Source organism: Ruegeria sp. S84 (genome assembly GCF_056583445.1).
Genome location: NZ_CM152618.1, coordinates 1,567,639 through 1,586,961 on the forward strand (window position 1 = coordinate 1,567,639; position 19,323 = coordinate 1,586,961).

General features: G+C 57.8%; 19 protein-coding genes and 1 pseudogene. 10 read left to right on the top strand and 10 right to left on the bottom strand.

All coding sequences use genetic code 11. The features are described from left to right. Positions 1-24: 24 nt before the first annotated feature. The 5 genes and pseudogenes from scpB to argS all read right to left on the bottom strand — a co-directional run bounded on the left by scpB (position 25) and on the right by argS (position 5,331). Positions 25-675: an SMC-Scp complex subunit ScpB gene (gene scpB, locus AC1DFB_RS07920; RefSeq protein WP_480922466.1), complete on the bottom strand. Its 651-nt coding sequence runs from the start codon at positions 673-675 to the stop codon at positions 25-27. Then, the gene (locus AC1DFB_RS07925) at positions 668-1,462 is read right to left on the bottom strand and encodes a segregation and condensation protein A (protein WP_170509855.1); all 795 of its coding nucleotides are present in this window, start codon (positions 1,460-1,462) and stop codon (positions 668-670) included. The genes scpB and AC1DFB_RS07925 overlap by 8 nt, the downstream gene beginning before the upstream one ends. Then, positions 1,452-2,458, bottom strand: a pseudogene (nagZ, locus tag AC1DFB_RS07930) (beta-N-acetylhexosaminidase). Before nagZ ends, AC1DFB_RS07925 begins: the two are co-directional and overlap by 11 nt. Beyond that, the gene (locus tag AC1DFB_RS07935) at positions 2,455-3,546 is read right to left on the bottom strand and encodes an SPOR domain-containing protein (RefSeq protein ID WP_480922467.1); all 1,092 of its coding nucleotides are present in this window, start codon (positions 3,544-3,546) and stop codon (positions 2,455-2,457) included. The pseudogene nagZ and the gene AC1DFB_RS07935 overlap by 4 nt, the downstream one beginning before the upstream one ends. A gap of 39 nt (positions 3,547-3,585) precedes the next feature. Further along, positions 3,586-5,331: an arginine--tRNA ligase gene (gene argS, locus AC1DFB_RS07940; protein WP_480922468.1), complete on the bottom strand. Its 1,746-nt coding sequence runs from the start codon at positions 5,329-5,331 to the stop codon at positions 3,586-3,588. A 130-nt stretch (positions 5,332-5,461) separates the two neighbouring features. Between argS and AC1DFB_RS07945 the strand changes: the two genes are divergently transcribed. Continuing rightward, positions 5,462-6,013 carry a putative pterin-binding protein gene (locus AC1DFB_RS07945; protein ID WP_480922469.1) on the top strand — a complete coding sequence of 184 codons (552 nt, stop codon included), beginning with the start codon at positions 5,462-5,464 and terminating at the stop codon, positions 6,011-6,013. On the opposite strand, the gene AC1DFB_RS07950 is transcribed toward AC1DFB_RS07945, so the two are convergent. Then, complete coding sequence (locus AC1DFB_RS07950) at positions 5,995-7,152, bottom strand: deoxyguanosinetriphosphate triphosphohydrolase (protein ID WP_480922470.1); 1,158 nt, start codon at positions 7,150-7,152, stop codon at positions 5,995-5,997. The two genes, AC1DFB_RS07945 and AC1DFB_RS07950, sit on opposite strands and share 19 nt — an antisense overlap. Before the next feature lie 76 nt (positions 7,153-7,228). Here AC1DFB_RS07950 and AC1DFB_RS07955 point away from each other — a divergent pair, with 76 nt between their 5' ends. Together AC1DFB_RS07955 and xth are read left to right on the top strand one after the other, a co-directional pair. Continuing rightward, a complete protein-coding gene (locus AC1DFB_RS07955; RefSeq protein WP_170406378.1) occupies positions 7,229-7,552 on the top strand; it encodes a HesB/IscA family protein in 324 nt (107 codons plus the stop codon). Positions 7,553-7,833: 281 nt separating this feature from the next. Next, positions 7,834-8,613, top strand: coding sequence for an exodeoxyribonuclease III (gene xth, locus AC1DFB_RS07960; protein ID WP_480922471.1), 780 nt, complete (start codon positions 7,834-7,836; stop codon positions 8,611-8,613). A 4-nt stretch (positions 8,614-8,617) separates the two neighbouring features. On the opposite strand, the gene AC1DFB_RS07965 is transcribed toward xth, so the two are convergent. Both AC1DFB_RS07965 and dksA read right to left on the bottom strand, forming a co-directional pair. Next, positions 8,618-9,769, bottom strand: coding sequence for an FAD-dependent monooxygenase (locus AC1DFB_RS07965; protein WP_480922472.1), 1,152 nt, complete (start codon positions 9,767-9,769; stop codon positions 8,618-8,620). Positions 9,770-9,841: 72 nt separating this feature from the next. Next, positions 9,842-10,264, bottom strand: a complete 423-nt coding sequence (gene dksA, locus AC1DFB_RS07970; RefSeq protein WP_074736317.1) for an RNA polymerase-binding protein DksA — start codon at positions 10,262-10,264, stop codon at positions 9,842-9,844. Between the two features lie 385 nt (positions 10,265-10,649). Here dksA and AC1DFB_RS07975 point away from each other — a divergent pair, with 385 nt between their 5' ends. From AC1DFB_RS07975 to AC1DFB_RS08005, 7 genes are all read left to right on the top strand, one after another. Continuing rightward, complete coding sequence (locus AC1DFB_RS07975) at positions 10,650-11,495, top strand: AAA family ATPase (RefSeq protein WP_170406386.1); 846 nt, start codon at positions 10,650-10,652, stop codon at positions 11,493-11,495. Between the two features lie 90 nt (positions 11,496-11,585). Then, a complete protein-coding gene (locus AC1DFB_RS07980; RefSeq protein WP_170509831.1) occupies positions 11,586-12,035 on the top strand; it encodes a GNAT family N-acetyltransferase in 450 nt (149 codons plus the stop codon). Continuing rightward, positions 12,032-13,396: a DUF2927 domain-containing protein gene (locus AC1DFB_RS07985; RefSeq protein ID WP_480922473.1), complete on the top strand. Its 1,365-nt coding sequence runs from the start codon at positions 12,032-12,034 to the stop codon at positions 13,394-13,396. The genes AC1DFB_RS07980 and AC1DFB_RS07985 overlap by 4 nt, the downstream gene beginning before the upstream one ends. 6 nt (positions 13,397-13,402) lie before the next feature. Next, positions 13,403-13,570, top strand: coding sequence for a hypothetical protein (locus tag AC1DFB_RS07990; RefSeq protein WP_170396648.1), 168 nt, complete (start codon positions 13,403-13,405; stop codon positions 13,568-13,570). A gap of 4 nt (positions 13,571-13,574) precedes the next feature. Further along, the gene (locus AC1DFB_RS07995) at positions 13,575-14,759 is read left to right on the top strand and encodes a vWA domain-containing protein (RefSeq protein WP_480922474.1); all 1,185 of its coding nucleotides are present in this window, start codon (positions 13,575-13,577) and stop codon (positions 14,757-14,759) included. 161 nt (positions 14,760-14,920) lie between these two features. Next, entirely contained in the window at positions 14,921-16,723 is a 1,803-nt protein-coding gene (locus AC1DFB_RS08000) for a hypothetical protein (protein WP_480922475.1), read from the top strand. A gap of 84 nt (positions 16,724-16,807) precedes the next feature. Continuing rightward, a complete protein-coding gene (locus AC1DFB_RS08005; protein WP_170396642.1) occupies positions 16,808-17,497 on the top strand; it encodes a M48 family metallopeptidase in 690 nt (229 codons plus the stop codon). Between the two features lie 68 nt (positions 17,498-17,565). On the opposite strand, the gene AC1DFB_RS08010 is transcribed toward AC1DFB_RS08005, so the two are convergent. Beyond that, on the bottom strand, positions 17,566-18,108 hold the full coding sequence (locus tag AC1DFB_RS08010) for an RSP_2648 family PIN domain-containing protein (RefSeq protein ID WP_170635194.1): 543 nt from the start codon (positions 18,106-18,108) through the stop codon (positions 17,566-17,568). Continuing rightward, a complete protein-coding gene (locus tag AC1DFB_RS08015) occupies positions 18,105-19,307 on the bottom strand; it encodes an RSP_2647 family RNA methyltransferase (RefSeq protein WP_480922476.1) in 1,203 nt (400 codons plus the stop codon). The genes AC1DFB_RS08010 and AC1DFB_RS08015 overlap by 4 nt, the downstream gene beginning before the upstream one ends. Between the last annotated feature and the right edge of the window lie 16 nt (positions 19,308-19,323).

Sequence of the window (19,323 nt, forward strand, 5' to 3'; positions counted from 1 at the left end):
TGCGGCAATAAAAGGGCTGTCCGATCACTCTTCTTCGAACAGTTCGGTTTGATCTTCGTCCTCGTCATCACCCTGCCCTTCGCCCAGCGGCACAGCACCAGGGGGTGGGCGATTCTCCAACAATCCGGCTGCGCGCAACTCCTTCAGGCCCGGCAGGTCACGGGCGTTTTCCAGCCCGAAATGATCCAGAAACTCAGGCGTTACGACGAATGTCACCGGACGGCCTGGTGTCATGCGACGGCGGCCCAGTCGGATCCACTCCATCTCAAGCAGTTGGTCAATGGTGCCGCGCGAAACGGACACGCCCCGGATTTCCTCGATCTCCGCACGAGTGCAGGGCTGGTGATAAGCCACGATCGCCAGCGTTTCGATGGCCGCCCGGCTAAGCTTGCGGGTCTCAACCGTTTCCTTCTGCATCAGGAAGCCAAGATCGGGGGCTGTGCGGATCGCCCAAGCCTCACCAACGCGCACCACACGTACCCCGCGCCCTTCGTACCGTTTCTGAAGCGATTCAACAGCTTGCGCGGCATCGCTGCCATGGGGCATCCGCGCTTCAAGATCACCAATCGTCACTGGCTCGGCGCTGGCAAACAGCACGGCCTCGACCATACGTTCCTGTTCCGCCAAGGGCGGCGCTTCGAACAGTGTGCCTGTCTCTTCGTTGGCATCAGTCACGTGTCTCAGTCCTCTTACGCAGATGGATCGGCGCAAAGGTCTCGCTTTGCTTGATCTCCATATGTCCTTCTTTCACCAGCTCCAGCGAGGCTGCGAAGGTTGCAGCCGTGGCCGAGCGTCGCCGCACCGGATCGGCATCCCAGCCTTCGGGCAGGTAGGTCTCCATATCCGTCCACGCACCGGCAAAGCCTATCAAGGGCCGCATCCGCTCAAGCGCTTGTTCCATGGTGAAAACGGCGTCGCGATCCATGACGAAGGGGCGGAACTCGTCGCGCGTGCGGATACGCGCATAGCCCTGCATCAGGTCCAGCAGTGTGGCGGAATAGGTCACGGTGCGGATACGCGTAACATCCTCACCCTGCCCGCGTTTAAAAAAATCGCGGCCCAATTGATCACGCGCCATCAACCGAGCGGCGGCATCACGCATGGCCTGCAGACGCTCCAATTGGAATGCGAGGTGCGCGGCGAGTTCCTCGCCCGATGGGCCTTCGTCATCCGGGTCCGGAGGCAATAACAGGCGTGATTTGAGGAAGGCCAGCCAGGCCGCCATCACCAAATAATCCGCCGCCAGTTCAATCCGCAACTGCCGCGCTTTTTCGACAAAGGTCAGATACTGTTGCGCCAACGCCAGAACCGAGATTTTGCGCAAGTCCACTTTTTGCGTACGCGAAAGTGTCAAAAGCACATCGAGCGGACCTTCAAACCCGTCGACGTCTACAATCAAAGCCTCGGCGGCCAGCCGATCGGCAACCGAGACCGGGTCTTCGCTGAAAAGGTTATCCTGCATATACCTGCCCGCCCATTAGGGCAGATAGTTCCGCCTCGGCGGCTTGGATGTCAAGTTCCTGTGGCGGTTGTCTCCGGACCAGCGCCCGATCTGCGCGGGCTTGTGCCGCATCCGACATGTCACCAGCGGCTTCGAGCACCTTAGCACGCTCTTCAAAGGCCCCGTTGCAGTGCAAAGCAACATCGCATCCAGCGTCCAGTGCCTGTCGGGCCAAGTCGGCGGGCGCGCCGTTCAGGGCTTTCATCGTGATATCGTCGGTCATAATCAGACCGTCGAAACCGATGCGCTCCCTAATCAACGTCATCATTCCAGCAGAAATCGTTGCGGGCCGTGGATCGATCTGGTCATAAACCAAATGCGCCGTCATCCCCATCGGCAAGTCGTTCAGCGCGCGGAATGGTGCAAAATCTGCTGCTTCCAGTGCACTTAGAGAAAGATCCACATGCGGCAACTCGTGATGACTGTCGAGCGTCGACAGACCGTGGCCGGGCATGTGCTTTACTACCGGCAACACTCCGCCATCAAAGTGTCCGTTGGCAACGGCTCGACCAATCGCGGAAACCTTTTCGGGATCGGACCCATAGCAGCGGTTCTTCAGGAACGCATGAGTACCCTCGCGGGCCAGATCGACCATCGGCGCACAATTGCTGTCGATGCCCAATCCCAGCAGTTCATGCGCGATCAGACGATAGCGCAGATACATCGCGCGCTCGGCCTGATCTCCGGCATGCGCGACATGATCCAAAGGGGGCAACCATTCACGGGCTAAAGGTGCGCGCAGACGTTGTACGCGCCCCCCTCCTGATCGACGGTGATTAGGCAATTTCGGCCAACCGCCTCGCGGAATTCCTCGCACAAGGCGCGGGTCTGATCAGCGGATTCGATGTTGCGGGCAAACAGAATGAACCCGAACGGGTTCATCTCTTTGAACAGAGCTTTCTCATCCGGCGTCAGGCGCAGCCCTTCGGCATCGGTGATAACCGCGCCAAATCTCACCGGACGGCGACCGGGATACAGTCTGCACCCTGCGCGACTAGGGCCGCGCAAAACTGGCGCGAGTCGCTCAGATCATCAAACCCCATGACACGCAGGCGATAGAAGGTTCGCCCTCCGCTTGAGGTCTTCTGGATAACACGCTGTTTTCCATCCATATATTCTCCAAATCGGCCATTCAAACGTGCCCATTCGGCCTGCGCCACATCGGCGCTTTCGTATGCCCCAAGCTGAGCCAGTCGCGTACCTTTGGTCAATGTATCGGGATCAACATCCAGACCAACAGCAGCCTTTACTGCAGCATTGATCGCAGCTTCCGTAGCGCTGTTGGACGAAATAGAACTTGGCGTAGCGCGGGCTGGACGCACATGCGGACGCAGCGACCGGCGCACACCAGGCAGTGCAGCAATCTTAGGGTCGGGCTGTTGCGCGGCGTAATCAGCCGGATCAATCGCGGGCTCTTCTTCGGGCGTGACCAGGGAAGCCAATTGCACGCCCTGCTCAGGCGTCTGTTCAGGCAGAGGTTCGGCGGCGAGCCCTTCGGCCAGAGCGTTCACGATCGCCTGATCAGTGGCGGGTTCCTCAATCACTTGCACTGCATTTGTGGCCTCAAGCGCGGTCATGGGCGTGTCTTCATCAGTCAGAGACACGGGGCGCGGTGCGAGGATCAGACGATCTGCTGGCGGTGCAGCAGTCCCGACAGCGGCAACTGCATTTACCGCTAGTCCCTGATGATCAGCAGGCGTCCCGCCGGGATTTTCGGGCTGCACGCGCATGGGTCCTTCGGCGGCGCGCACGACCGGTACCCCGCTGACGTCGCGCATGATCAGTTGGTAGCCCCAAACGCCGACTCCGGCGACCAGCGCCATAGACGCAACCGCCCCAAGCACGTTGACAATACGGCCCAGCCCAGCGCCTGCGCGCGGGGCGTCATCATAGCTATAGCTTTCATCAGGATAATCATACGCATCTTCAGGATGCGATTGATTCGAGTAATGCATCTGCTCGGGGCTATGCTGCCCCGAGTAATCGTAACGTGCCATTTCCGCCTCACCGCCCGATTGCGCCGTAAAAAGTGGCGCGCGGGTCATTTCTTGTCTGCCTCAGACCGGCGGTTCGGGCGATATTTGTTATCGCATCTCCTGCGCCGGGGTAACGCCAAGAATACCCAAGCCCGCTGAAATCACAACAGAAACAGCCCGGGCCAGTGCGATTTTCGATTGGCTTGTGGCAACATCGCCATCCTGAATGAAGCGCAACTGGGTTTCGTCATTGCCCTTGTTCCACAGCGCGTGGAAATCTCCTGCCAATTCATAGAGATAGAAGGCAACCCGGTGCGGTTCATTTGTGCGAGCGGCGATTTCAACCAGACGTGGCCATTCTGCCAGCTTCTTGGCAACGGTCAGCTCAGAGGCGTGGTCGATCTTGCCCAGATCTGCCCCAGATAGCGTAGCATCATCGGCAGAAATCCCGGCCTCAGCAGCGCGGCGCAGCACACTCATGACGCGGGCATGGGCGTATTGGACGTAGAACACCGGGTTTTCGCGGCTTTGTTCCAGCACCTTGTCGAAATCGAAATCCAGCGGTGCGTCGTTCTTGCGGGTCAGCATCACGAAACGGGTTACATCAGGCCCGACCTGATCGACTACATTGCGCAACGTGACAAAGTTCCCTGCCCGCTTGGACATCTTGAACGGCTCGCCATTCTTCCACAGCTTCACCAATTGGGTCAGCTTGATATCCAGCGGCACCTTACCATCGGAAAGGGCCGAAACGGCCGCCTTCATCCGTTTGACATAGCCGCCATGGTCCGCACCGAACACGTCGATTAGCGCGTCAAACCCACGGCTCACCTTGTCATAATGATAAGCGATATCCGGGGCGAAATAGGTCCAGCTGCCGTCCGATTTCTTGACCGGGCGGTCGACGTCATCCCCGTGTTCGGTCGACTTGAACAAGGTCTGCTCGCGCGGTTCCCAATCCTCGGGCTTCTTGCCCTTGGGCGGCTCAAGAACGCCTTCGTAGATCAGGCCCTTGTCGGTCAGCGACTGAAGCGCAGCCTCGATCCGCCCTGTGCCGTAGAGCGACTTCTCTGAGAAGAACACATCCATCTCAACACCCAACGCCTTCAGGTCGGCGCGGATCAGGTCCATCATAGCGTCGGTCGAGAACTCGCGCAGCTCTTCCAGCCATACGCTTTCAGGCTTGTCGATCAGGCTGTCGCCGTATTTCTCTTTCAGCGCCTGACCGATCGGGATCAGGTAATCGCCGGGATAGAGACCTTCGGCGATCTCGGGACTGAGCCCGTTAGCCTCGCGATACCGTTCATATGCCGACCGCGCCAGCACATCCACCTGCGCGCCGCCATCGTTGATGTAGTATTCGCGGGTCACCTCATGGCCCGAATAGGCCAGCAAGCTTGCCAGCGCATCACCGAACACAGCCCCCCGCGTGTGGCCCACATGCAGCGGGCCGGTCGGGTTGGCCGAGACATATTCTACGTTCACCTTTTGACCATGTCCCATGGTCGAACGGCCATAATCGGTGCCCTTCTCCAGCACCGCAGCCAGCACGCCCTGCCAAACCGAAGACGCAAGCCGCAGGTTTAGAAAACCCGGGCCCGCCACCTCGGCGCTGGTGATCCGGTCGTCTGCAGATAGCTTGCCTGCAAGCAAATCCGCAATGTCCCGCGGCTTCATCTTCGCCGGTTTCGCCAGTACCATCGCCGCATTGGTCGCCATATCGCCATGCGCCGCATCGCGCGGAGGCTCAACCGCCACGTTGTCAAAGCTCAGCCCCTTAGGCAGCGCGCCTTCGGACTGCATCTGCGCCAGCGCGTCCAGTACCAGGCCGCGGATCTCGGAAAACAGGTTCATTTCGGATGTCCTTTTGCTTGTCGCGGGGTTTACCACGCAAAGCGCCAAGGTCAATGGACGCCTAAATTTTGCGCTTGGATTAACCGCTATCAGGGCTAAGGTCGGGGAAAACCGTGACTGGAGCCCCTGAATGCGCCTTACCCTGCCGATCGCCTTGTTGCTGACCACCGCCTTGCCCACATGGGCCGAGATGCCCTCACCTCAAGGCCACGTATTGCTGACGCTCGGTGGCGCCATCACCGAAACCAATCTGCCCGCGCGCGCTGAGAATGACGGTGGGCTGTTGGGTTTTCTCGAAGTCACACATGACGGTGCAGCAGGCTTTGACGCTGCCATGCTGGACGGGTTGGATCAGATCGAAATAACCATCCGCTATGGCCCGCCAGAGAACCAGCGCGACTATACCTTCGCTGGTCCGCTGTTATCTGACGTGATGACGATGGCAGGTGCGAGGGGCAAATCTGCTCTGCCCATGGCTATGGATGGCTATCAGGCTGAAATTCCATGGGAAAGCATCGAGACACATCAACCCATCGTGGCCACCCACGCGGATGGCGTGCCGATGGGCATTGGTAGTTACGGCCCCACGATGATCGTTTTCCCGCCCACGGATGATGCTGAACTGGCTCAAACACAAGCCAGCCAACAGGTCTGGGCCATCGCCTATATTGCGATCGAGTGATCTCCGGTCAGCCGGGCATGGTCTTGCAGCGCAAACCTGTCGGTCATGCCCGCGATATAATCTGAGACGATGCGGGCCAGCGCGGTTTCATCTGTTGCCGCCTTGATATCGCTGTGCCAATGGCGCGGCATCTGTTTGGGATCGGACAGGTAAATCGGAAACAGTTCCTCAACCACCTTGCTGACACTGACGCGCACTTCCATCACGCTCGGTGCGCGATACATGCGCGAAAACAGGAAGGCGCGGATCTGTTTGAGCTTCGCCCAAAGATCATCCGAGAATTGAATGACCGGATAACCCAGATGGCGGATATCCTCGACCGACTGCGCCCCCGAGGCCGCTATCAACGCGCGTGAGGTGTCGATCAAATCCGAAACCATGACGCCAAATACCCGTCTGAGCGCCTCGTGCCGACGGCGATAAGGGTCAAGACCCGGATACTTGGCATCCACTTCGGCGAAACAGGCATCAATTATGGGAAGCTGCTGAATGTCTTCATCTCTGAACAATCCCGCCCGCAATCCGTCAAATAGATCGTGGTTGTTGTAGGCAATGTCGTCCGATAGCGCCGCGACCTGCGCCTCGGCGCTCGCATGGGTGTGAAGTTCGAGGTCAAAGCCCCGATTACACTCGGCCAATGCCCAAGGCAATGCACCAGTGACCGGCCCGTTGTGCTTGGCTATCCCTTCAAGACATTCCCAGGTCAGGTTGCACCCATCGAACTCGGCGTAGTGACGCTCAAGTTTGGTTACGATCCGAATGGCCTGTGCGTTGTGGTCAAAGCCACCATATGGCTCCATCAACGCATGCAGAGCATCCTCGCCCGTGTGACCAAACGGTGTATGCCCAAGGTCATGCGCCAGGGCGACCGCCTCGGTCAATTCGCCGTTCAAGCCCAAGGCCCCGGCAATCGTGCGGGCCACCTGAGCCACTTCTATGGAATGCGTCAGGCGGGTTCGATAACTGTCACCCTCATGCTCAACAAACACTTGGGTTTTGTGTTTGAGCCGCCGAAATGCGCTAGCGTGAATAATCCTGTCCCGGTCGCGCTGAAAGCATGACCGAAAACTGCTTTCCTCCTCAGGTACAAGCCGCCCCCTTGCGCGGCCTGGGTCCGAGGCAAAACCCGCTCTGTCCAAAGGTCTTGTCCTTGTCGCCTGTCGTTAGGTTCCATATATTGTACGATGCTAAGGAAATAAACCTTTGGAGACCGGCATGAATCTGCCCCCAACAGTCACAGAACGCGCCTTTGAACGCCTGGCCGAAATCGGTGCCGCAGATCAGGGCCAGGCCCTGCGTGTCGCTGTGGAGGGTGGCGGATGTTCCGGTTTTCAATACGAGATCGCCCTGGATGAGCCGAAAGAGGACGATTTGGTGCTAGAGGGCAAAGGCCAAAAGGTCATCGTCGACTCGATCTCTCTGCCGTTTCTGGAGAACGCGGTAATTGATTTCACACAGGAACTCATCGGCGCGCGCTTCGTGATTGAGAACCCCAACGCCACGTCTTCCTGCGGCTGCGGCACATCGTTCTCGATGTAGCGCCAAGTGGGGGCTTTGCCCCCACACCCCCAAGGTATTTTTAGCCAGATGAAGAGGGATCCGCTCTCTGACAGTCAAAGTCAGAGAACTTCACCTGGCGCGGTCATCGGCGCCTCCGCCTGTACCGCATACTCAGTTTTGACGAATATGGTTAAGAATCCGTTTCTTCATCTGGCCCAAAATACCTCGGAGCGCGTGGCAGAGCCTCGCTTACTTGTTCGGCAACTTGCCGTAGCGTGTATTCTGCGCGATAGGTTGCCAATGGCACCGGAGGATCACGCATGAAAATCGCCACATTCAACATCAACGGTATCAAGGCACGGGCCGAGGCGTTACCTCGCTGGTTGGATGAGGCGCAGCCCGATGTTGTGTTGCTGCAGGAAATCAAATCTATTGATGAGAATTTCCCCCGCGAGATTTTCGAGGAGCGCGGATATAACGTTGAAACCCACGGGCAAAAGAGCTTCAACGGCGTTGCAATCCTTTCGAAATTGCCGCTTGAGGATGTCTCCCGTGGGTTGCCCGGTGATGAAAGTGATGAGCAGGCGCGCTGGATCGAAGCCACTGTCATAGGAAAGAGAGCATTGCGCATCTGCGGATTGTATCTGCCAAATGGCAATCCGGTGCCGGGGCCGAAATATGACTACAAGCTTGAGTGGATGGAGCGCCTCTATGATCGTGCCCACGATTTGATGGCATCAGAGGAACCCGCATTGATGGCCGGGGATTACAATATTATACCGCAGGCCGAAGATGCCAAGCGCCCCGACGCCTGGCGCGAGGATGCGTTGTTTCGGCCCGAAAGCCGTGCAGCATTTCGCAAGATATTAAATCTGGGCTTCACCGAAGCCTTTCGCGCACGAACGCAAGGCCCCGGTCATTACTCATTCTGGGATTATCAAGCCGGCGCGTGGAACAGAAACGACGGGATTCGCATCGATCACGTTCTTCTGACGCCGCAAGCTGCAGATTTGATGCGTGATTGCAGGATCGATGCCGAAGTGAGGGGGCACGAAAAACCTTCGGACCATGTGCCGGTCTGGGTTGATCTCGACCTGTGAACACTTACGCGGTCGCGTCGTAGCTATAGATCCACTCGTAGCGCCGTGCCAAGCGTGGACCAACCGCCATTAAGGCGGCCTGTGCGGCCAGCCTCATTGGCCCACGAAGGTGGAAATTACGCGCATTTGCGCCTGCGGCGCCAACCACTTGCCTGGCACGCGGTCGTCGAGTGGCTTCATAGGTAGCCAATGCGCGGGCGACGCCTGAGTTGTCCTGGAACGCGCGTGTCAGGACCCAGGCATCTTCCAGTGCTAGGCAAGCTCCTTGGGCCATAAAAGGCAACGTCGGGTGCGCCGCATCCCCAAGCAAGGCCAATCGCCCATTCTGCCAGATTTGCGCCACGGGGCGCAGAAACAGCGCCCAAAGGTGAACCTCGTCAATCTTTGACAATATGTCACCAACCGGTCCGCCAAAATCGGCAAACCGGGTTCGCAGGTCGTCGGGATCACCCTGACGTCGCCAGCCTTCCTCTTGCCAGTCGGAACGCTCTTCTATGGCCACGATGTTCACGAGGCGTTGATCGCGCAGCGGGTAGGTTACTACGTGCCGGCCTGGCCCCATCGTCAAGGACGCGCATGGCAGTTCTTCTCGCTGGGTCCAGGGGATCGTTGCTCGCCAGGCAACCTGATGGGTGAAAACCGGGACCTCGGGGCCATTCAAGATCGGGCGGATAGTGCTGCGCCCACCGTCTGCGGCGATCGCGCATTCCGCACGCAGCCTTTCGCCGCTTTCCAGAACGATCTCGGCTTCGCTTGGGTGTTTATGAACCGTGGCGACAGGTGCATCCAGCCGAATATCCACCCCAGAGCGCAAGGCGGCTTTGTGTAACAGGTCCAGCAGATCTGCCCGGTGATAATAGTAAGTCGACCCAGCGGCAGGGACCGGGACCCGACTGATCACGCGCCCATTACGGTAATCGCGCAGAACGGTCCCACCCGAGATTTGTCCAGCTTCCGGGACCTTACCAGCAACGCCTAGCGCACGCAGTACCGCCATCCCGTTCGCACTGATTTGCAATCCAGCACCAACTTCGGTCAGTTCTGGGGCCTGCTCCAGAACCGTCACCTGAGCACCCTGACTTCGCAGTGCGAGTGCCGCCGCCATGCCCCCAATGCCGCCGCCAATGACGCAGAAATTCAGACCATTGATATTCATGGGCCTGCCATAACGCAAAAACGCCGAGGCGACAGGCCCCGGCGCAGTTGTTTTGTTGCAATTTCCCAGCGATCAATCGTCGCGGTGGACCTTTTCGCGGCGCTCGTGACGCTCTTGCGCCTCAAGCGTCATAGTCGCGATAGGGCGCGCATCCAGGCGCTTGAGCGAGATCGGATCACCGGTCTTCTCGCAATATCCATACTCCCCTTCTTCGATCCGGCGCAGGGCCGAGTCGATTTTGGCCACCAGCTTACGCTGACGATCCCGGGTGCGCAGTTCCAGCGCACGGTCGGTCTCTTCGCTTGCGCGGTCAGCGACATCGGGAATGTTTCGGGTGTTGTCCTGCAGACCTTCGATCGTATCACGGCTGCCTGCGAGTAGTTCTGTCTTCCAATCCATCAGCTTGCGGCGAAAATACTCAAGCTGGCGATCATTCATGAAAGGTTCATCTTCAGCCGGACGGTAATCTTCCGGCAGAAAAACTTCCTGCTTCATATTTGCTCCCTCGGTATGGCCTGAAACGTCGGTTGCGATTGTATTACCTGACATTCGGCACCCCCTTCTGCGGAGCGTTTATCCGACGGGGCAGAGATTGTCACTACACAAACGTATGCCTCGCCGCCGCGTCACTCCGACTGCTCTAATATTGAGACTTGTAACAACAAAACCTTGTTTTTCTGTGGTTCTCGCAAGGCGTTTTTCAGGCAGCTTCAACCCCTGCGATACCCCGCCCCGAACGAATCGCCCAAAACAGATTGGACTTACAGCCCATCCCATCCTTTCGCGACGCTGCGGCCCGGCTTGTAAATAACCTTGCCTCTCTGTAACCCGAGCAGAGCAAACCCAGCCCGCATTCCGCGGAAACCACATGAGGGGTCCCATGACCGCACGTTTTCAAGGCACCGCAGAATATGTTGCCACCGACGATCTGAACATTGCCGTGAACGCCGCCGTCACGCTGGAACGCCCGCTGCTTGTCAAGGGCGAACCCGGAACCGGCAAAACCGAGCTGGCGAAACAGGTCGCAGGCGCGCTGGGGCTGACGATGATTGAGTGGAACGTGAAATCCACAACGCGCGCGCAGCAGGGACTGTATGAATACGATGCGGTCAGCCGTCTACGTGACAGTCAGCTAGGTGATGAGCGCGTGCATGATGTCTCGAACTATATTCGCAAGGGGAAGCTATGGCAGGCATTCGATGCGGATGAAAAGGTTGTGCTACTGATCGACGAGATCGACAAGGCTGATATCGAGTTTCCGAACGACCTGCTGCAAGAACTCGATAAGATGGAGTTCCACGTCTACGAGACTGGCGAGACGATCCGTGCCAAGAACCGTCCTATCGTCATAATCACTTCGAACAACGAAAAGGAACTACCTGACGCATTCCTGCGCCGCTGCTTCTTTCACTACATCCGCTTTCCAGACGAAGCCACGATGCGCCGTATCGTCGAAGTCCATCACCCCGGCATCAAAGATGCGCTGCTGACCACCGCGCTGACCCAGTTCTACGAAATCCGCGAAACGCAAGGTTTGAAGAAAAAGCCCTCGACCTCGGAAGTGCTGGACTGGCTGAAACTGCTCTTAGCTGAGGACTTGAGCGCTGAGGACCTTAAACGCGACGGTGTGAATGCACTGCCCAAGCTGCATGGTGCGCTTCTAAAAAATGAGCAGGACGTACACCTGTTTGAACGGCTGGCCTTTATGGCGCGTAGCAAGCGGTGATCACAGCTTGTCATCGGTACGGTCGGGTGTCAGCATTACATCAACGAAAGACCCCGCGCCAATCGGGCCTCCAGAGCAGGAAATAATAAAATGACTAACGCCCTCACAATTCGCCCCTTGCGACCAGAAGACCGGGATCAATGGGCCGAAATGTGGCGTGACTACCTGGCATTTTATGAAACCGAAGTGCCGGATTCGACTTTCCAAAGCACCTTTGCGCGGCTCTTAGGTGATGATCCGAATGACTTTTCCTGTTTTGTCGCGGATTTGGATGGGCAACTGCTTGGACTGACCCATTACCTGTTTCATCGCCACGCCTGGAAGGAAGAAAGTGTCTGCTATCTGCAGGATCTCTATGCCCGCCCAGAAGCGCGAGGCACCGGAGTTGGACGCGCCCTGATTGAGGCCGTCTATGAAGAAGCGGACAGGCAGAAAGCCCCCTCAGTCTATTGGCTGACGCAGGAAAACAACCATACCGCACGCAAACTCTATGACCGCATCGGCAAGTTGTCGCCGTTCCTGAAGTATCAGCGACCATGAGGCTTTTAGGCGCAACCCTACTTCTGGCGGCGCTGTCTGCCTGCACCACGGTCGACCGGATCGAGACGCCGACCCGTACCCAGGTGATTGAAGCTTCGCTGCCGCCGTCTAAATCCTTCGGCGCTACTCGTCCTAGCCCGCCTGCCCGCTCAAACAAAAACATCGCCGCAGATTTCCTATCGCTGCATTTCGCACTTGAGAGCGGCGCAGAGTTGCCCGTTTTCACCCGGTTTGATGGACCCATCACGGTGCGTCTGACTGGGACACCGCCACCAACGATGCAGACCGACCTGAGCCGGCTACTGACCCGGTTGCAACGTGAGGCGAAGATCGACATCCGGCAGATTCCAGAGGGTCAGGCGAACATCACGATCGAGGCTGTAAGCCAGAAACAGATCCGCCGCATCCTGCCGCAGGCAGCCTGTTTCGTCGTGCCCAACTCTTCAAGTCTGGAAGAATACCGCCGTGACAGGCGCAAAAGCAAAAGCAACTGGACCGAACTGCGAAAACGTGAACGGATCGGGATATTCATCCCCTACGATGCCAGCCCACAGGAAATTCGGGACTGCCTGCATGAAGAATTGGCTCAGGCCCTTGGACCTCTGAACGACCTCTATCGCCTAACCGATTCAGTATTCAACGACGACAATTTCCACACGGTTCTGACCGGATTCGACATGTTGATCCTGCGCGCAGCCTATGCGCCTGAGTTGCAAAATGGCATGACACGCGAACAGGTGGCAGCGGTTCTGCCCGGCGTACTCAGCCGGCTGAACCCCAGAGGGGATCGGGTTGCGCCACAACAGGTTACTGAGACACCTCGGGCGTGGATTAATGCAGTTCAACGCGCTTTGGGGGCTGGCGCTGGTACGGCCAAGCGCGTTAACGCTGCGAACGAGGCAGCGCGAATTGGTCAACAGCAAGGCTGGACCGACCACCGCCGCGCCTATCCGCATTATCTGCTGGGGCGCATGGGGCAATTCGACGACCCCGAGGCGGCGCAGCAGCAATATGAAATTGCCCTGAAATACCTGAACGCCACCCCGGGAACGGAAATTCAGCGCGCTCATATCACGGCACAAACCGCAGCATTTGCTTTGGCACAGGGTCAGGGCACCGAGGCCCTGCCCGAATTGAACAAAGCAATCAGTGTTATGACGAAGGCCGAGAACGCCGCCCTTCTGGCCACCCTGCTGCTGCTCAAATCCGAGGCGCTGCGGCAGTCCGGTCAACTAGATCAGGCACGTCGCGTTCGGCTGGACAGTATCGGATGGGCACGTTACGGCTTCGGCTCGGATTTGGTGGTGCGCTCGGTCACACAAGACATCGCGCAGTCAGCCGCCACAAGCACGGGTGGATAACGTCACATGATAGTGGTTCTGGGCATGGCTATTCTGGGCGCGATTCTGGGCGCGTTGACAGCACGCAAACGTAACGGAAGCGGTGCGGATATGGCTCAATACGCTGCAGGTTACGGCATTGCCTTTGCGTTGGTCGGGCTGGTGATTTCACTGGTCATTGTTCGTCTGGTATAGAACGATGTTCCTGCCCTTCTTCGAAAACCTCCGAAACGCGGGCATTCCCGTATCTCTGCGCGAGTACCTGACGTTTCTGGAAGGGATGAAAAAGGGCTTGGCGACATACGATGTCGAGGCGTTTTACTATCTCGCCCGCGTTTCGATGGTGAAAGACGAGCGCAACATCGACAAGTTCGATCGTGCCTTTGCCGCCAGTTTCGAAGGGTTGGGTGAAATCAGTTTCGATCAAGTACTCGAGGCGGTCGATATTCCTGCCGAGTGGCTTGCAAAGATGGCCGAAAAGCACCTGTCGGATGAAGAAAAAGCCGAGATCGAGGCGCTTGGTGGCTTTGAGAAGCTGATGGAGACGCTACGCGAGCGCCTCATGGACCAACAGGGTCGCCATCAGGGCGGTAACAAGTGGATCGGCACCGCAGGCACCTCACCTTTCGGCGCCTATGGCTATAACCCTGAAGGCGTGCGCATCGGCCAGAAAGAAAGCCGCCATCAGCGTGCCGTAAAGGTCTGGGACAAGCGCGAATTCAAGAACTTAGATGACACTGTTGAACTGGGCACCCGGAACATCAAGGTTGCCTTGAAACGCCTGCGCCGCTGGGCGCGTGAAGGTGCAGCGGAAGAGCTTGATCTGGATGGAACGATCAGGGCTACGGCTGAACACGGATATCTGGATGTCAAAACCCGACCCGAACGACACAACGCCGTCAAAGTCCTTTTGTTTCTGGACGTGGGCGGATCGATGGACCCGCATATCAAGGTCGTCGAAGAACTGTTCTCAGCGGCCCGAACCGAATTCAAACATCTGGAATACTACTACTTCCACAACTGCCTCTATGAAGGCGTCTGGCGCGACAATCGCCGCCGCTGGGATCAGCAAACTCCGACGCACGAGGTCTTGCGCACATACGGGCCGGACTACAAGTGCATCTTTGTCGGCGATGCCTCAATGAGTCCTTACGAGATCGCTTATCCCGGCGGTGCAAATGAGCATTGGAACCAGGAGGCCGGCCAAGTCTGGCTGGGCCGTGCACGCGAACAGTGGACATCGAACCTTTGGATCAACCCAATCCCCGAGAAGTATTGGGAATACACCCATTCGATCGGCATGATCCGTGAGATATTCGAAGATCGCATGGTACCCATGACGCTGGCGGGTTTAGAACAAGGTATGCGGGAACTGACGCGATAGTCACCGTCGAAGTCCTTGTTGTTTCAGAAACCGGAAACAATAGGCCCATTTTTCAGAGATATTCGCGTCAAAAGCACCACCAAAGAAACAATCTCGGCAAATTTCCCTGCCTCGCTCGAATTCGTGATATACGACAAAGTGATTGAAGCTGGGGGGCTGAGATGACCATTTCAAAACTACGAAATATCCTGACATCTGTTTTGACTATTACAGCGTTCGCAATTGCATCGGGTGCGACCGCGACATTGGTACTTTCCCCTGACGCCGCTTATGCCAAGAATGATAATGGCAATGGAAAGGGCCGCGGCGGCGGCAAAGGTAATTCTGGAAAAAGCAACGACGGCAACAAAGGCAAGGGTAAGTCAGGAAAAGGCAACGACGGCAACAAAAGTGGCGAAAAGGGAAAATCCGGCAAAGCTAAGGGTTCCAAAAGCGCGGGTAAAGATGCCGGCAAGGCCAACTCCAAAACGCACCGCGTGGAAAAGGCTTTCGGGTTTAACAAGAAGCAAAAGGCAAAACACCACCGGTCAGCCAAAACCTCTGCTAAAGCTAAGGGACGGAACGGCAAGGTACAAAAGACCACACTGGCGGGCTTTGGAAGAGAGTTTAAACGCGATGTCGAGCAACTATTTGGCAAGCGTTCGCCGGTAAAAACCAAGTCAAGCGCGAACCGCGTAACGAAAACGTATCGCAAGGCGTCGGTTGCTCCTGTTGAGTATTCCCCGCGACCTGTTGCTCGCACAGATTATAAATCCAAGCACTATGACAGTAAGAAGCCCAGCAAGCGTCGCTATCGCGACCCGCTTGTTGCAGCGATCACCGATCCCGATGGCGCGGACAAGCTGCGTAACCTGAATGCGTCTAAGGCAGCAGCCCCGGCGTTCCGCAATGCTTCACCCAACAGCAATGTCGGCAAGATCGCGACCTATCAGGCGGCGGCAGAAACCTATTACGACCTGCGCGGTGACCTCTATGAGGCGCGCCGTGAACTGCGTGATCTGAACGAAGACTACGATGGCCGCAGCAGCGAAGACATCGCCGATGATATCGCCGCGCTTGATCCTGCGGACCCGAACTACGATGACAAGCTGAGTGCGCTTGAGGATGAGTTGCGCGATGCAGAAACCTATGAGGAGGCGCGCGACGATCTGCGCGCTGATCTGAGGGATCTGAAATACGAAACCCGCGACGCGTTGCAAGATGCGGAGGCTGCCTTTTATGACGCTTCGAAAGGGCGTACATTGACCAAAGCGACGCTGGGCGAGTTCCACGGCAATCTCGATCTGCCACAGCCAAACCACCGGCACAAGGACTGGGCAACGATCCAGCCGGTGCCTTACGATCCTGACGGCTACCGCTATTCGGACGATAAGAAGATCTATGATGAAACCGACTATCGACTGCGCTACGAAAAGCCATATTCCGATCGCAAGAAGGACCGCTACCGCTATTACCGCGACCCGCTTGTTGCAGCGATCACCGATCCCTATGGCTCGGACAAGCTGCGTAACCTGAATGCGTCTAAGGCAGCGGCCCCGGCGTTCCGCAATGCTTCACCCAACAGCAATGTCGGCAAAATCGCGACCTACCAGGCGGCGGCGGAAACCTATTACGACTTACGCGGTGACCTCTATGAGGCGCGCCGTGAACTGCGTGATCTGAACGAAGACTACGATGGCCGCAGCAGCGAAGACATCGCCGATGATATCGCCGCACTTGATCCTGCGGACCCGGACTATGATGACAAGCTGAGTGCGCTTGAGGATGAACTGCGCGATGCTGAAACCTACGAGGAGGCGCGCGACGCTCTGCGCGCGGATGTGAGGGACCTGAGAGTTGATGCTCTGGTCGCAGAAAAGGAAGCTGAACGCGCATTTTTTGAGGCTTCGAAGGGCGAGGTCTTAATCAAGCAGTCCCTTGCCGAGTTTCATTCGAACCTGCACCTGCCCTCGCCAGGCAGGTAAGGCTGGATTGAGCCGCATAACTGATCGGACGTGAAGGGCGAGTTACCGCTTGCCTCCTCGGGGTGGGCCGCCCATATCTAACTCATGCTTCGCTTAACACCCATCCTGCTGGCCATAGCCTATGCCGTTGTGATGTACCGGATATCCGTCTGGCGCACGCATCGTGAGTTGGATGCGAAGTCCACCGAACTGGCCGATCCTGCGCTAAAACGCATGACGGACCGGCTGGCTGCAGCCTTGGAGATTGATCGGGTCCCAGTCTACATCTACGAGATCGATCCGGTGAACGGGCTGGCCGCGCCGGATGGGCGTATTTTCATCACTCGCGGTTTTTATCGCAAATTTGGCAACGGCGAAGTATCAGCGGAAGAAATGGCAAGCGTAATCGCGCATGAATTGGGCCATGTCGCCCTTGGCCACGCCCGGCGGCGGATGATTGATTTCTCGGGTCAAAACGCCCTGCGTGCTGCGCTGATGATGCTACTGAACCGCTTCATCCCATTCATTGGAGCCTGGATTGCAAATATGCTGACTCATTTGCTGGCCTCCCGCCTGTCGCGGAGTGATGAATATGAGGCGGATGAATATGCGGCTGCGCTTTTGACAAAAGCCGGGATCGGGATTGGTCCACAGAAGTCTTTGTTCCACAAGCTTGAGGATCTGACACAGCAGCGCGCGGGCGTTGTGCCCGCTTGGTTGATGAGTCATCCAAAGACGGATGAGCGGATCGCAGCTCTGGAAGTACTTGAACAAAAGTGGGGCGTGGGAGTTTAGGATAGGAGCGAGGGGCCAGCCCCTCGCGCTCCCCGAGATATTTTTGGCCAGATGAATGGGATCCCGAATTAAGTACTCAGGGCTTTGCCAAGGCGCGGCAGGCGGGCTTTTTTCATTAAGCTGCGCAAGGTCCATTGAGCACCGGATAGCCGGTTGGCTTCAGCAAGGACCGCTTTGGAAACCTGCGTTATGCCTTCGGGGTCGGACAGCCAGAGTTCATGCAGCAGCCCGTCCGGATCGCGCCGCTCAAGCCCTTCGTCGGCCAACATATTCTTGGGAAAGTCTTTGGCATTGACGGTGACAATGACATCTGCCGAGCTTGTGACCGCCGTTGCGAGAACGTGGATGTCGGCGGCATCCGGCAACCATAGGCGCTGTTCAACACCGAGGTTGGCAGGTCGCTCGGCATTTGGCCAATGGGCCTGAACCAGCGCGATTTCGGCGCGCGCCTGCGCCTCGCCCTCGGGGCCGAGTTTGCGGGCGGCACGAGCCCATTCTTCGAGGATACGTGCAGACCAGACGGGCGTGAAATAACCAAGCCTCGCTGCGCCCAACAGCATCTCTCGCATCACCGTGGGATAGATGACGCAGGTATCAAGAACCGCCTTCACAGACGGTAAAACACGGCTTTGAGGTAGCCGCTTTCTGCCAGCTGCGGCAGTTGTGGATGGTCCGGCCCGGCAAAGCCAGTTCGGATCAGTTGGGCCTGTCGTCCTGCCCGTCCGATCCCACGGGATGAGGCATCGCGGAAGCGGCCCAGATCAGCGGCATGAGAACAGGAGCAGAGGCCAAGATACCCGCCCGGTTTGACCAGCGGAGCCGCCAGACGTGCGGTACGCTCATAGGCGCGCAGGCCTGCGTCCAATGCTTGTTTCGAAGGTGCAAAAGCCGGGGGATCACAGATGACGACGTCGAACAACGCGCCCTCTTCGCCGAGTTTGGTCAGTATATCAAAGGCGTCGCCTTGTCGGGTCTGGAAACGGGCAGAAAATCCTGAGGCTTCAGCGCCCTTCGCCGCCAGTTCGAGCGCCGCTGCCGAGCCGTCAACGGACAATGCCTGTGCTGCGCCGCCCGCCAGCATGGCCAGACCAAAGCCTCCGACGTGGCTGAATACATCCAGCACCTGCGCCTCGGGGTGAACCAACTTGGCGGCAAACGCGTGATTGGGGCGTTGGTCATAGAACAGGCCGGTTTTCTGTCCACCAGTCAGGTCAGCCATGTAGGTTGCGCCATTCATTGGCACCGGCAGAGGCTTATCGGGCGCGATGCCGCGCAAGGTCAGATTGGTGTCGTCCAACCCCTCGAGCACACGCGTGCGCCCCGAGGCGTTCTTCAGCACTGTGTCGACCCCGGTCACCTTGACTAGCGCGTCGGTCAGAGATTCAAGATGTGCCTCAGCCCAGGTTGCGTTGGGTTGGATCACGCAGGCGTCTCCGAACCGGTCGATGATCACCCCGGGAAACCCATCCGCCTCGGCATGGATCAGGCGATAGTAAGGCGCATCGAACAGTCGCTCGCGCATCTCAAGCGCGCGGCGCAGACGGGTTTCAAACCAGTCCGCATCCAACTGCGCGTTAATGTCGCGATCCAGCACCCGGCACATGATCTTCGAGACCGGATTCACTGCGACCAGAGCGATTGGCGCGCGCTTCTCGTCTTCCAGCACAGCCAAGGACCCCGGCCCGATTTTGCGGGTCCGGCGGTCGGTGACGATGTCATTGGCATAGACCCAGGGAAACCCGTGGCGCAGGCCACGCGCATTGGCCTTGGGTTTCAAACGGATACGGGGGCGGTCAGCTACGGGTGTCATGGCGCCCTCATAATCG